Consider the following 15287-nt stretch of genomic DNA (forward strand, 5'->3'; position numbering starts at 1 on the left):
TTCAGTCAGTTCCGCGACGGACCTTAGTCCATGCCGCGCAGGTCCAGCACCAGGTCGGTGTCACCGTCGGCCTGGAGCACCACGGGGATGCCCCAGTCCTGCTGGTAGAGGTGGCACGCGGCGTGGTCCGGGATCTCGCCGTCCTCGGTTTCCGGGCCGTCGCAGGCGGCAGCGCGGGCCGTGATGTGCAGGACGCCCTCCGGAACATCGGAGGCCAGCTCGAGCGTGCGGAGCAGGCCCACGGAGGTCCCGCCGCCGGACACGAGCAGCTCCGGCGGGGTGGAGGAGATCTTCAGCTGGGTGGGGTCGCCCCAGCGGTCATCGAGCTTCTGGCCGGTGGGCGCCGTGAAGCGGACCGTGAGCTCCAGCAGACCGGGCGCCACAGGGCTCTTGGGCCGGTGCGTCTGGACGGCGCCCTCGTCCACCTGCTGCGCTTCCTTAGGGATGGGCACGTACACGAGCTGGTGCTTGTTCGCCTCGACCACCACGAGCAGCGGCTCGGAGCCCGCCACCTGGGTGTGGTCGACGATCACGTCGGACGGCTCGGCCAGCCCCCGCGCCAGCGTGGACACGGTGCCTGCGGCCGGGTCGTAGCGGCGCACCGCACCGTTGTAGGTGTCGGCGATCGCCACGGAGCCGTCCGGCAGCACCGTGACGCCCAGCGGGTGCTGCAGGCGCGCCTCGGAAGCCTGGCCGTCGCGGAAGCCGAAGTCGAAAAGACCTTTGCCCACGGCGGATTCAACGGTGACGGTGGCGTCGTCGTCGATCACCAGCTTGCGCAGGGCGGAGGTCTCAGAGTCGGCCACCCAGATGTTTCCGTCGGCATCCTCAGCCAGACCGGACGGCTGCGCGAACCAGGCCTCGTGGGCGGGCCCGTCCAGCAGGCCTTCCAGTCCGTTGCCGGCGACGATCGAGACGTCCCCGGTGAGAGGCTCGTAGCTGAAGATCTGGTGCACACCGGCCATGGCGATCACCACGGCGTTCAGCTTGCTGGACCAGACGACGTCCCACGGCGAGCTGAGGGCCACGTCCAGGGGGTGGTCTCCCAGGCGTCCGGTGAAGCCGGCCGCGTCCTCGTCCACGCGGGCGGGCCCGGTCTCCAGGAGCCGCTGCACGCCGCTTCCAGCGAGGGTGGTGACGGTCCCGTCAGCGAGCGACAGTCCCCGCAGGCGGTGGTTGACGGAGTCGGCAATCACGACGTCGTAGCCCGTCTTCGCTGCCACGTCTTCCGGCAGCAGGACAAGACCCTGCGGTTCGTTGAACCGGGCGGTGCCGGCGTCGCCGTCGGCGTGGCCCTTCTCCCCGGAACCGTAAGTGCTCAGCACGGTGTGGAAGTCGGTGCCGAGCTCCAGGACGCGGTGGTGGCCGGTGTCGGTGACCAGCCAGGTCCCGCGGTCAGCGGTGCCGTTGGCACCCGTGCCGGCGGCAGCACCGGCGTCGGCCGCTGAACTGGCGGAGGCTGAACTAGCGGGCTCTGAACCGCGGCCGGCCGGAAGGTAGAGGGCCTTGCCGGGGAACCGCAGGGTTCCCGACGTCGGCTCCGGAGCCACGTAGGGGCCGTTGCCGCGGTGCAGGGTGCCGCGAGCCTCGTGCTCGGCGATCAGCTCGGGAATGAGCACGCCCAGGCCGTCCGCGTGGCCTTCGCCCGACAGGTGCGCCACGATGTAGCCCTCCGGGTCAATGACCACCAGTGTGGGCCAGGCGCGGGCCGTGTAGGCCTTCCAGGTTTCCAGCTCGGGGTCGTCCAGGACCGGGTGGTGGATCTCGTAACGCTCCACGGCGGCGGCCAGCGCCACAGGATCGGCCTCGTGCTCGAACTTCGGGGAGTGCACGCCCACGGTGACCAGGACGTCGGAGTACTTTTCCTCCAGCGGCCGGAGTTCGTCCAGCACGTGAAGGCAGTTGATGCAGCAGAAGGTCCAGAAGTCCAGGAGCACAATCTTGCCGCGCAGGGCTTCAAGGTCCAGGGACTTGCCGCCGGTGTTCAGCCAGTTGCGGCCCACCAGTTCGGAGGCGCGGACCCGGAGGTGGGTGCGTACGGTTTCGCTCATCAGCGTCCTTCCAGCTTTGAGTTGCGTTCAGCCAGCTTGGCGTCGCGTTCAGCCAATTTGGCAAACATATCGTTGTAAGCGGTGAGATCGGCGTCGTTATTCCTGTCCGCGGCCCGGTCGGTGCGCCGGGTTTCGCGTTCATCGGATCTGGACCACATGATGGCGACGCCGATCGCCACCAGCAGTGTGGGCACTTCGCCGATGCCCCAGGCCACTGCACCGCCCATTTGCTGGTCCAGGAGTGCCGAGGGCCCCCAGCTGCGGCCGAGGTTGCCGAAGTAGTCTGCGGCCAGCAGGTTGGTGCCGCCCATGATGGCCACTCCGAAGAAGGCGTGGAAGCCCATGGTGGCCAGCAGGAGCAGGAGCCGCAGCGGGTACGGCGCGCGGCGCGGCAGCGGGTCGGTGCCGATCATGCTGAGCACGAAGATGTAGCCCGTCAGCGCAAAGTGCAGGTTCATCAGCTCGTGGCCCACGTGTTCCCGCATCGCCAGGCTGAACGCGTCCGAATAGTAGAACAGCACGATGGAGCCGGCGAAGTTGGCGGCCGCGAACAGCGGGTGGGTGACCACCTGCGAGAACTTCGAGTGGACGAACAGCAGGAGCCATTCCCGGAGGCCGCGGGACCCGTCCCTCCGTGCCGGCAGGGCCCGGAGCGCAAGCGTCACGGGGGCGCCGAGCACCAGGAAGATCGGGGCAACCATGGTGAGGGCCATGTGGTCCACCATGTGCGCCGAGAACAGTACGCGGCCGTATACCGACGGCGGTCCCGACGTGATGTAGGTCAGCACCAGCAGGCCGATGATCCAGTTTGTGCTGCGGAACCAGGACCATTTGTCCCCGCGTGCGCGGACCTTGGCCACGCCCAGGAAGTAGGACACCAGGCCAAAAATCGCCACGGCAATCCAGAGCCAGTCCAGGCGCCACTCGGTCAGCCAGCGTTCGGGCGTCAGTTCAGGGGGCAGCTCGTAGCCGGAGAGGATGAATGCGGGCGAGGCGTCCGGGGCGTAGGAAGTAGGCTCCGGCGGCGCTGAACGGCCCAGGGCGACGGCGATGCCTGACGTGGCTCCCATGATCAGCAGTTCGATGAGAATCAGCTGCCAGAGCACTCGCCGCGCGGACATGGCCGCTCCTGCACGCGCCAGCTGCGGGATGACCCACTGCCGGTGCATGAAGCCGATTCCGCCCAGTACGAGTGTGGCCGCGGACTTCGCAAGGATCAGCTGGCCGTACGCCGAGCCGAAGAGGTCACCCCAGCTGGTCACCCGGATGCTGGCATTGACGACGCCCGATGCGAAGACCAGCGCAAATGCGAAACCTGCGAGCGAGGAGAACCGGCGGAGGACCGGTTCGGTGATGTCGTGGTCGCCCGGCAGGGACGCCTGGCCGCTGCGCGCCTGGGTGCTGCGGGCCTGGTTGCGCGGGGCGAGCATGCCGGAGAGCAGCGCCAGCAGGATGATGCCGCCCACCCAGACGCTGACCCCCACCAGGTGCAGGCCCAGCGAGTTGATGGCACCCTCGTGGTCGTTGGAGCTGGCGGAGTGGCCGATCAGGGCAGTGGGAACCAGGCCGATCAATGCCAGCAGCAACGTAAACGCCAGGCCGGTCAGCGACCGCACCCCGAAGAGCGCCGTTGTCACGACGGCGGCGATGATCGTCACGGCCAGCCAGGCGCGCCCGGTTTCGATGTCCGTCATGAAGTACACGAGAGCACGGGTGAACTCGGCATCCCCCGAGATGCCCTGCCCTGCCACGTCGGAGTACGTCAGCACCAGCACGGCGATGGCGGACAGCGTCCACGCCACGCCCGCCGCAGCCGCGATGGCAAGGGCGCGGGCAAAGGCCGGGTGCTCGGGTGCGTCATTGTCCTTCGACCGCGCACCACCGAGCTTGTGCGGCAGGATACCTGCGGCAAAGATGAGCCCGCCGATTACAGCGGCAAGGGAAACGTTGTGGACGGCCTTGCTGACCGGAAGCCCCCAACGTACCAGCGCGCCGGGGTCGGAGACCTCACGTGCGGCTGCGGCACCGGAGAACAGCAGCGCGGCCACCAGCCCCAGGAAGAGGGCACCGAGTCCGGCCAGCTGCCAGGCCCGCTGAATGCCGAAGGCACTGTCAGCGGCCCGGGTTCCCGAATCGGGCGCGGGTTGCGGAGTAAGGGGTTTTGCTGCTGAAGGCACCTATCCATTGTCCGCTACCGTCGCCACGGCGGCGAATCGGGGGTTCGGGAAACGAGGGTTAAAAGCAAGAGGAGCGGCAACCTAGTGGGTTGCCGCTCCTCTGAGCTGCGAAAGACTACTTCTTGGAGACAGCGGCCTTCAGCTTGGAACCAGCGGTCAGCTTGACGCTGTGGCCGGCTGCAATCTGGATGGTCTCGCCGGTCTGCGGGTTGCGGCCAGTGCGGGCTGCACGGTCGGTGCGCTCAACTGCGAGCCAGCCCGGGATGGTGATCTTCTCGCCGGCGGCGACAGAAGATTCGAAAACCTCGAACAGTGCATCGAGCACGGAGTTGACGGCCGCCTGGCTGGTGCCGGCCTTGCCTGCTACCTCGGAAACAAGTTCACTACGGTTCTTAGCCATGTATGTCCTCCTGGACGCTCTTGATTCTGGAGCCTGCACGCGGCGTGCGTGCAAGCCACTGTTCGAAAACTTACCAGCTTGCACCCATGAGGGGGATAAATTCCGCGTGTTTCCGCGACTTTTTGACCTAAATCACCGGTATTTCAAGGATTTTCAGCCCTATGGGCCCTTCCAACCGGGCCCGCCCACAGGTTCGGACGGCTCCCAGCCGGACGCTTCCTCACATCCCGTCGCCTCAACCCCGATGCTTCCTCACCTTGGCCGGGGGACTGCGGACGGGTTGGGGAAAGGGCTGCGGGAGGTGAGGGAGGGTTTGGGGAGGTCCGTTGGGTGGGCCTGTCGAAACCAGGACCCTGTCAGGGATCACCTGCTGGGTTAAATGCGGGAGAGCCCCGACCAGGGTGTCTGGTTGGGGCTCTCGACCGTTTTAATGGTTGTCCGGCGGTGACCTACTCTCCCACACCCTCCCGGGTGCAGTACCATCGGCGCTGTGGGTCTTAGCTTCCGGGTTCGGAATGGGACCGGGCGTTTCCCCCACGCTATGACCGCCGTAACCCTGTGTCCCGTCCCCCGGTGTTCCTGGGGGTGGGAAATCTTGTGGTGTTACAACTGTGGTGTTGTATTCAGTTATTGGTTGGTTCCTGAACCAAAGCCCGGTGGCGGGTTTGTTGGTTGGGAACCACATAGTGGACGCAAGCAGTCTTGTTTCTTTGTACCGCCCCCATGGGTGCAAACGCTTTTGAATCCGTTTGCGGGGGTGGTGTGTGGTGTAAGTTATCGGCCTATTAGTACCGGTCAGCTTCACGAGTCGTTAGTCCTCGCTTCCACATCCGGCCTATCAACCCAGTGGTCTGGCTGGGGGCCTCTCACACACAAGGTGTATGGAAATCTCATCTCGAAGCGAGCTTCCCGCTTAGATGCTTTCAGCGGTTATCCCATCCGAACGTAGCTAATCAGCGGTGCACTTGGCAGTACAACTGACACACCAGAGGTTCGTCCGTCCCGGTCCTCTCGTACTAAGGACAGCCCTTCTCAAATTTCCTGCGCGCGCAGCGGATAGGGACCGAACTGTCTCACGACGTTCTAAACCCAGCTCGCGTACCGCTTTAATGGGCGAACAGCCCAACCCTTGGGACCTACTCCAGCCCCAGGATGCGACGAGCCGACATCGAGGTGCCAAACCATGCCGTCGATATGGACTCTTGGGCAAGATCAGCCTGTTATCCCCGAGGTACCTTTTATCCGTTGAGCGACGGCCATTCCACAATGTACCGCCGGATCACTAGTCCCGACTTTCGTCCCTGCTCGAGATGTCTCTCTCACAGTCAAGCTCCCTTGTGCACTTACACTCGACACCTGATTGCCAACCAGGCTGAGGGAACCTTTGGGCGCCTCCGTTACTTTTTAGGAGGCAACCGCCCCAGTTAAACTACCCATCAGGCACTGTCCCTGACCCGGATTACGGGCCGAAGTTAGATGTCCAAAGTGACCAGAGTGGTATTTCAACGATGACTCCACCCGAACTGGCGTCCGGGCTTCAACGTCTCCCACCTATCCTACACAAGCCACTCCGAACACCAATACCAAACTATAGTAAAGGTCTCGGGGTCTTTCCGTCCTGCTGCGCGTAACGAGCATCTTTACTCGTACTGCAATTTCGCCGAGTTTATGGTTGAGACAGCGGGGAAGTCGTTACTCCATTCGTGCAGGTCGGAACTTACCCGACAAGGAATTTCGCTACCTTAGGATGGTTATAGTTACCACCGCCGTTTACTGGGGCTTAAATTCTCAGCTTCGCCTTGCGGCTAACCGGTCCTCTTAACCTTCCAGCACCGGGCAGGAGTCAGTCCGTATACATCGTCTTGCGACTTCGCACGGACCTGTGTTTTTAGTAAACAGTCGCTTCCCCCTGGTCTCTGCGGCCCCGATCCCCTCCCGGTCGCTAGTACCGTTCAAGGTTGGGGCCCCCTTCTCCCGAAGTTACGGGGGCATTTTGCCGAGTTCCTTAACCATAATTCTCTCGATCGCCTTAGTATTCTCTACCTGATCACCTGTGTCGGTTTGGGGTACGGGCGGCTAAAACCTCGCGCCGATGCTTTTCTAGGCAGCATAGGATCACCGAATCCCCCCTTTACGGGAGTCCCGTCAGATCTCAGGCACATGAACAGCGGATTTGCCTACCGTTCGCCCTACATCCTTGGACCGGGACAACCATCGCCCGGCTCGGCTACCTTCCTGCGTCACACCTGTTAATACGCTTGCCTCCCAGGATCAGGTCCCGCGCTCCACCAAAACCCTTCACCCACAAGGGGTGTCGGGCAGGTCTCGGGCGGTTAGTATCCCCTGTTCAACATGGGCGGTTTTTCGCCGGTACGGGAATATCAACCCGTTGTCCATCGACTACGCCTGTCGGCCTCGCCTTAGGTCCCGACTTACCCAGGGCAGATTAGCTTGACCCTGGAACCCTTGATCATCCGGCGGACGGGTTTCTCACCCGTCTTTCGCTACTCATGCCTGCATTCTCACTCGTGTAGGCTCCACCGCTGGTTTACACCGCGACTTCACCGCCCACACGACGCTCCCCTACCCATCCACACTCCTGAACCACGAAGGCTTGGAAAATATGTGAATGCCACAACTTCGGCGGTGTACTTGAGCCCCGCTACATTGTCGGCGCGGAATCACTTGACCAGTGAGCTATTACGCACTCTTTTAAGGATGGCTGCTTCTAAGCCAACCTCCTGGTTGTCTTCGCAACTCCACATCCTTTCCCACTTAGCACACGCTTAGGGGCCTTAGTTGGTGGTCTGGGCTGTTTCCCTCTCGACTATGAAGCTTATCCCCCACAGTCTCACTGCTGCGCTCTCACTTACCGGCATTCGGAGTTTGGCTGACGTCAGTAACCTTGTAGGGCCCATTAGCCATCCAGTAGCTCTACCTCCGGTAAGAAACACGCAACGCTGCACCTAAATGCATTTCGGGGAGAACCAGCTATCACGAAGTTTGATTGGCCTTTCACCCCTACCCACAGCTCATCCCCTCCATTTTCAACTGAAGTGGGTTCGGTCCTCCACGACGTCTTACCGTCGCTTCAACCTGGCCATGGGTAGATCACTTCGCTTCGGGTCTAGATCACGCCACTGCAACGCCCTGTTCAGACTCGCTTTCGCTACGGCTTCCCCACACGGGTTAACCTCGCGACGTAACACTAACTCGCAGGCTCATTCTTCAAAGGCACGCCGTCACAGCTACAAGGCTGCTCCGACGGATTGTAAGCACACGGTTTCAGGTACTGTTTCACTCCCCTCCCGGGGTACTTTTCACCTTTCCCTCACGGTACTGGTCCGCTATCGGTCATTAGGGAGTATTTAGGCTTATCAGGTGGTCCTGACAGATTCACACGGGATTTCTCGGGCCCCGTGCTACTTGGGATACTCATCAAAGGCGGCGCTCAGCATTACGGTTACGGGGCTCACACCCTCTACGGCCGGCCTTTCAAGACCGTTCACCTATACCAGCACTCACACCTCCCCGGTCCGGCAGAACCAGGACAACAAGTCCCACAACCCCGCCCATGCAACGCCCGCCGGCTATCACACATGGGTCGGTTTAGCCTGATCCGCGTTCGCTCGCCACTACTAACGGAATCACTGTTGTTTTCTCTTCCTGCGGGTACTGAGATGTTTCACTTCCCCGCGTTCCCTCCACGCACCCTATGTGTTCAGATGCGGGTCACCAGATCACTCGCGCGTCTGGCGGGGTTTCCCCATTCGGACACCCTGGGATCACAGTCCGGTTATCGACTCCCCAGGCTTATCGCAGATTCCTACGTCCTTCTTCGGCTCCTAATGCCAAGGCATCCACCGTGTGCTCTTAAAAACTTGACCACAAAAGATCAAGGAGTAATTTACGAGAGAACCATGAAAACCAACCACACCCAACAACCACACCCCGTAAGGGTGCCATCATCACGCGCAGCCAGATCCAGGTTCATATTCTTGGAAATTGCTTCTTATAAAAGATGCTCGCGTCCACTATGTAGTTCTCAAACAACAACCCCGTACCACACACCCCACACACACCCGCGCCAACAGACGCAGCAACCGTGTGATCGGTGCAGCCAGGAAACCAGAAACAAACAACCCGGACAAAGCCACGGCCAAAAGCCGCACCCTCCCCGGTCCTGTTGCCTCAGGACCCAACAGTGTGCCAAACACTAAACCGCATGAACCCCGCCCCGCACCGTTCCAGGACAGCCACCCCCGAAAGGGAACCCGTCCGTACTAGACACAGGACAAAACCACGCGGCCGCTATTTATTGATATTCCACCCATGAGCACCCGCCGCAGAACGATCGCCTGCGCAGCGGGCCTTTACTCCTGACAAACCACACACACCCCGCATACACGCGGCCGTGGGCCTGTAGGTGCTCCTTAGAAAGGAGGTGATCCAGCCGCACCTTCCGGTACGGCTACCTTGTTACGACTTAGTCCCAATCGCCAGTCCCACCTTCGACGGCTCCCTCCCACAAGGGGTTAGGCCACCGGCTTCGGGTGTTACCAACTTTCGTGACTTGACGGGCGGTGTGTACAAGGCCCGGGAACGTATTCACCGCAGCGTTGCTGATCTGCGATTACTAGCGACTCCGACTTCATGGGGTCGAGTTGCAGACCCCAATCCGAACTGAGACCGGCTTTTTGGGATTAGCTCCACCTCACAGTATCGCAACCCTTTGTACCGGCCATTGTAGCATGCGTGAAGCCCAAGACATAAGGGGCATGATGATTTGACGTCGTCCCCACCTTCCTCCGAGTTGACCCCGGCAGTCTCCCATGAGTCCCCACCACTACGTGCTGGCAACATGGAACGAGGGTTGCGCTCGTTGCGGGACTTAACCAACATCTCACGACACGAGCTGACGACAACCATGCACCACCTGTGAACCGGCCCCAAAGGAGAAACCACATTTCTGCGGCGATCCGGTCCATGTCAAGCCTTGGTAAGGTTCTTCGCGTTGCATCGAATTAATCCGCATGCTCCGCCGCTTGTGCGGGCCCCCGTCAATTCCTTTGAGTTTTAGCCTTGCGGCCGTACTCCCCAGGCGGGGCACTTAATGCGTTAGCTACGGCGCGGAAAACGTGGAATGTCCCCCACACCTAGTGCCCAACGTTTACGGCATGGACTACCAGGGTATCTAATCCTGTTCGCTCCCCATGCTTTCGCTCCTCAGCGTCAGTTAATGCCCAGAGACCTGCCTTCGCCATCGGTGTTCCTCCTGATATCTGCGCATTTCACCGCTACACCAGGAATTCCAGTCTCCCCTACATCACTCTAGTCTGCCCGTACCCACCGCAGATCCGGAGTTGAGCCCCGGACTTTCACGGCAGACGCGACAAACCGCCTACGAGCTCTTTACGCCCAATAATTCCGGATAACGCTTGCGCCCTACGTATTACCGCGGCTGCTGGCACGTAGTTAGCCGGCGCTTCTTCTGCAGGTACCGTCACTTTCGCTTCTTCCCTACTGAAAGAGGTTTACAACCCGAAGGCCGTCATCCCTCACGCGGCGTCGCTGCATCAGGCTTTCGCCCATTGTGCAATATTCCCCACTGCTGCCTCCCGTAGGAGTCTGGGCCGTGTCTCAGTCCCAGTGTGGCCGGTCACCCTCTCAGGCCGGCTACCCGTCGTCGCCTTGGTGAGCCATTACCTCACCAACAAGCTGATAGGCCGCGAGTCCATCCAAAACCGCAAAAGCTTTCCACCCCCCACCATGCGATGAGGAGTCATATCCGGTATTAGACCCAGTTTCCCAGGCTTATCCCAGAGTCAAGGGCAGGTTACTCACGTGTTACTCACCCGTTCGCCACTAATCCCCGGTGCAAGCACCGGATCATCGTTCGACTTGCATGTGTTAAGCACGCCGCCAGCGTTCATCCTGAGCCAGGATCAAACTCTCCGTTGAAGTAAAACAGACACAACCAGGAACCACGGAAATAACGCGGAAACCAGGCTGCACAAAATTTGAAACCAGCTAAAAACACCAGACCACACCACGGGGGTGGCACAGTCCGGCACAATCAACCAATTCATAAAAAATCGGTATCAACAAACTTGGCACACTATTGAGTTCTCAAACAACAGACACACCCGGCACCACCCAAACCAACGTTCAGGATCGCTCCGGAGCAACTTTTCAAACTTACCCGGTTCCACTCCCCGACGCAAATCCGTGTTTCAGGATCCTCATCGGCAGGAAAACCAGCCCCACCACACCCAAGCAACCTAAAAGTCACCAGATCATGGTCTTGATTTCGGGGATTTGGCCGCCCGCGGTTACCAGCTCTTCGCTGTCTCCCTCGCGGCGACTTGGAATACATTACACCCACCCCACCCCCAAAGCAACCCGGCCAAGAGAGGCGCCGATCCGTCCCGAAACCCTTGAATTGCCGCGGGTTTTGGGCCCGGCAACGCGGTCAACGGAGCCACCCAGGGTCCGGACCGGTTTTATGGACCGCGTCACAGTCGGGCATAACGGTCTGTGCCGGCAGCTGTTGTCCCCCCGCACCGGGATGAGTCCTCCCCGACCCAACCCGGCTGCCAGGCTGCGGGCCCGGCGCCGGCCGGCACCTTGCCACCACCAACCACACCCTCCACAAACCACAGCCTCCACAAACCACAGCCTTCACGAACCACAACCCCGAAAACGTGCGGGGCGTTGCTGTGGTGAAGTTCCCCACCGAAGCGCCTCCGGTCATCGCCGGGGACAGTCGGCACCGGCACCCCGTCCCCTTCCCCGGGTAGGCCTCTGGGCCTGGACGAAGGACCTCCCGGACCGGGTCCGCGACGCGCAGCCGCAGCTGCCGGCGACGCCGGTTGCCGGCCGGTTGCCGGCGCCCTGGCCGGTAGCCGCCGGCGAGGCCGGCACGCCCGAGAGGCGGCGGCTTTGAACGGCTCAGGCCCCGACATGGACGTCGGGGCCTGGGCCCGGTGTGGCTGCTGGGTTAAATGCGGGAGAGCCCCGACCAGGGTGTCTGGTTGGGGCTCTCGACCGTTTTAATGGTTGTCCGGCGGTGACCTACTCTCCCACACCCTCCCGGGTGCAGTACCATCGGCGCTGTGGGTCTTAGCTTCCGGGTTCGGAATGGGACCGGGCGTTTCCCCCACGCTATGACCGCCGTAACCCTGTGTCCCGTCCCCCGGTGTTCCTGGGGGTGGGAAATCTTGTGGTGTTACAACTGTGGTGTTGTATTCAGTTATTGGTTGGTTCCTGAACCAAAGCCCGGTGGCGGGTTTGTTGGTTGGGAACCACATAGTGGACGCAAGCAGTCTTGTTTCTTTGTACCGCCCCCATGGGTGCAAACGCTTTTGAATCCGTTTGCGGGGGTGGTGTGTGGTGTAAGTTATCGGCCTATTAGTACCGGTCAGCTTCACGAGTCGTTAGTCCTCGCTTCCACATCCGGCCTATCAACCCAGTGGTCTGGCTGGGGGCCTCTCACACACAAGGTGTATGGAAATCTCATCTCGAAGCGAGCTTCCCGCTTAGATGCTTTCAGCGGTTATCCCATCCGAACGTAGCTAATCAGCGGTGCACTTGGCAGTACAACTGACACACCAGAGGTTCGTCCGTCCCGGTCCTCTCGTACTAAGGACAGCCCTTCTCAAATTTCCTGCGCGCGCAGCGGATAGGGACCGAACTGTCTCACGACGTTCTAAACCCAGCTCGCGTACCGCTTTAATGGGCGAACAGCCCAACCCTTGGGACCTACTCCAGCCCCAGGATGCGACGAGCCGACATCGAGGTGCCAAACCATGCCGTCGATATGGACTCTTGGGCAAGATCAGCCTGTTATCCCCGAGGTACCTTTTATCCGTTGAGCGACGGCCATTCCACAATGTACCGCCGGATCACTAGTCCCGACTTTCGTCCCTGCTCGAGATGTCTCTCTCACAGTCAAGCTCCCTTGTGCACTTACACTCGACACCTGATTGCCAACCAGGCTGAGGGAACCTTTGGGCGCCTCCGTTACTTTTTAGGAGGCAACCGCCCCAGTTAAACTACCCATCAGGCACTGTCCCTGACCCGGATTACGGGCCGAAGTTAGATGTCCAAAGTGACCAGAGTGGTATTTCAACGATGACTCCACCCGAACTGGCGTCCGGGCTTCAACGTCTCCCACCTATCCTACACAAGCCACTCCGAACACCAATACCAAACTATAGTAAAGGTCTCGGGGTCTTTCCGTCCTGCTGCGCGTAACGAGCATCTTTACTCGTACTGCAATTTCGCCGAGTTTATGGTTGAGACAGCGGGGAAGTCGTTACTCCATTCGTGCAGGTCGGAACTTACCCGACAAGGAATTTCGCTACCTTAGGATGGTTATAGTTACCACCGCCGTTTACTGGGGCTTAAATTCTCAGCTTCGCCTTGCGGCTAACCGGTCCTCTTAACCTTCCAGCACCGGGCAGGAGTCAGTCCGTATACATCGTCTTGCGACTTCGCACGGACCTGTGTTTTTAGTAAACAGTCGCTTCCCCTGGTCTCTGCGGCCCCGATCCCTCCCGGTCGCTAGTACCGTTCAAGGTTGGGGCCCCCCTTCTCCCGAAGTTACGGGGGCATTTTGCCGAGTTCCTTAACCATAATTCTCTCGATCGCCTTAGTATTCTCTACCTGATCACCTGTGTCGGTTTGGGGTACGGGCGGCTAAAACCTCGCGCCGATGCTTTTCTAGGCAGCATAGGATCACCGAATCCCCCCTTTACGGGAGTCCCGTCAGATCTCAGGCACATGAACAGCGGATTTGCCTACCGTTCGCCCTACATCCTTGGACCGGGACAACCATCGCCCGGCTCGGCTACCTTCCTGCGTCACACCTGTTAATACGCTTGCCTCCCAGGATCAGGTCCCGCGCTCCACCAAAACCCTTCACCCACAAGGGGTGTCGGGCAGGTCTCGGGCGGTTAGTATCCCCTGTTCAACATGGGCGGTTTTTCGCCGGTACGGGAATATCAACCCGTTGTCCATCGACTACGCCTGTCGGCCTCGCCTTAGGTCCCGACTTACCCAGGGCAGATTAGCTTGACCCTGGAACCCTTGATCATCCGGCGGACGGGTTTCTCACCCGTCTTTCGCTACTCATGCCTGCATTCTCACTCGTGTAGGCTCCACCGCTGGTTTACACCGCGACTTCACCGCCCACACGACGCTCCCCTACCCATCCACACTCCTGAACCACGAAGGCTTGGAAAATATGTGAATGCCACAACTTCGGCGGTGTACTTGAGCCCCGCTACATTGTCGGCGCGGAATCACTTGACCAGTGAGCTATTACGCACTCTTTTAAGGATGGCTGCTTCTAAGCCAACCTCCTGGTTGTCTTCGCAACTCCACATCCTTTCCCACTTAGCACACGCTTAGGGGCCTTAGTTGGTGGTCTGGGCTGTTTCCCTCTCGACTATGAAGCTTATCCCCCACAGTCTCACTGCTGCGCTCTCACTTACCGGCATTCGGAGTTTGGCTGACGTCAGTAACCTTGTAGGGCCCATTAGCCATCCAGTAGCTCTACCTCCGGTAAGAAACACGCAACGCTGCACCTAAATGCATTTCGGGGAGAACCAGCTATCACGAAGTTTGATTGGCCTTTCACCCCTACCCACAGCTCATCCCCTCCATTTTCAACTGAAGTGGGTTCGGTCCTCCACGACGTCTTACCGTCGCTTCAACCTGGCCATGGGTAGATCACTTCGCTTCGGGTCTAGATCACGCCACTGCAACGCCCTGTTCAGACTCGCTTTCGCTACGGCTTCCCCACACGGGTTAACCTCGCGACGTAACACTAACTCGCAGGCTCATTCTTCAAAAGGCACGCCGTCACAGCTACAAGGCTGCTCCGACGGATTGTAAGCACACGGTTTCAGGTACTGTTTCACTCCCCTCCCGGGGTACTTTTCACCTTTCCCTCACGGTACTGGTCCGCTATCGGTCATTAGGGAGTATTTAGGCTTATCAGGTGGTCCTGACAGATTCACACGGGATTTCTCGGGCCCCGTGCTACTTGGGATACTCATCAAAGGCGGCGCTCAGCATTACGGTTACGGGGCTCACACCCTCTACGGCCGGCCTTTCAAGACCGTTCACCTATACCAGCACTCACACCTCCCCGGTCCGGCAGAACCAGGACAACAAGTCCCACAACCCCGCCCATGCAACGCCCGCCGGCTATCACACATGGGTCGGTTTAGCCTGATCCGCGTTCGCTCGCCACTACTAACGGAATCACTGTTGTTTTCTCTTCCTGCGGGTACTGAGATGTTTCACTTCCCCGCGTTCCCTCCACGCACCCTATGTGTTCAGATGCGGGTCACCAGATCACTCGCGCGTCTGGCGGGGTTTCCCCATTCGGACACCCTGGGATCACAGTCCGGTTATCGACTCCCCAGGCTTATCGCAGATTCCTACGTCCTTCTTCGGCTCCTAATGCCAAGGCATCCACCGTGTGCTCTTAAAAACTTGACCACAAAAGATCAAGGAGTAATTTACGAGAGAACCATGAAAACCAACCACACCCAACAACCACACCCCGAAAGGGTGCCATCATCACGCGCAGCCAGATCCAGGTTCATATTCTTGGAAATTGCTTCTTATAAAAGATGCTCGCGTCCA

Annotated in this window: 3 protein-coding genes and 5 rRNA genes; all 8 read right to left on the minus strand. The window is 60.1% G+C overall.

Annotated elements, in window-relative coordinates:
- Positions 1-23 precede the first annotated feature (23 nt).
- Entirely contained in the window at positions 24-2051 is a 2028-nt protein-coding gene (locus LFT45_RS21185) for an NHL domain-containing thioredoxin family protein (protein WP_236805673.1), read from the minus strand.
- Entirely contained in the window at positions 2051-4228 is a 2178-nt protein-coding gene (locus tag LFT45_RS21190; RefSeq protein WP_236805674.1) for a cytochrome c oxidase assembly protein, read from the minus strand. Before LFT45_RS21190 ends, LFT45_RS21185 begins: the two co-directional genes overlap by 1 nt.
- Positions 4229-4343: 115 nt before the next feature.
- Entirely contained in the window at positions 4344-4628 is a 285-nt protein-coding gene (locus LFT45_RS21195; RefSeq protein WP_003803320.1) for an HU family DNA-binding protein, read from the minus strand.
- Positions 4629-5064: 436 nt separating this feature from the next.
- Positions 5065-5181 (minus strand): 5S ribosomal RNA (rrf, locus tag LFT45_RS21200).
- 211 nt (positions 5182-5392) lie between these two features.
- A 23S ribosomal RNA gene (locus LFT45_RS21205) occupies positions 5393-8515 on the minus strand.
- A 550-nt stretch (positions 8516-9065) separates the two neighbouring features.
- Positions 9066-10589: ribosomal RNA gene (locus LFT45_RS21210) — 16S ribosomal RNA — on the minus strand.
- 1100 nt (positions 10590-11689) lie between these two features.
- Positions 11690-11806: ribosomal RNA gene (rrf, locus tag LFT45_RS21215) — 5S ribosomal RNA — on the minus strand.
- Positions 11807-12017: 211 nt separating this feature from the next.
- Positions 12018-15140 (minus strand): 23S ribosomal RNA (locus LFT45_RS21220).
- Together the 16S, 23S and 5S rRNA genes form the textbook arrangement of a ribosomal RNA operon.
- Between the last annotated feature and the right edge of the window lie 147 nt (positions 15141-15287).

It is taken from the genome of Arthrobacter sp. FW305-BF8 (assembly GCF_021789315.1).
GTDB lineage: Bacteria > Actinomycetota > Actinomycetes > Actinomycetales > Micrococcaceae > Arthrobacter.

Coding starts and splice junctions, on each gene's coding strand:
- LFT45_RS21185 (WP_236805673.1), bottom strand. CDS start 2,051: ATGAGCGAAACCGTACGCACCCACCTCCGGGTCCGCGCCTCCGAACTG.
- LFT45_RS21195 (WP_003803320.1), bottom strand. CDS start 4,628: ATGGCTAAGAACCGTAGTGAACTTGTTTCCGAGGTAGCAGGCAAGGCC.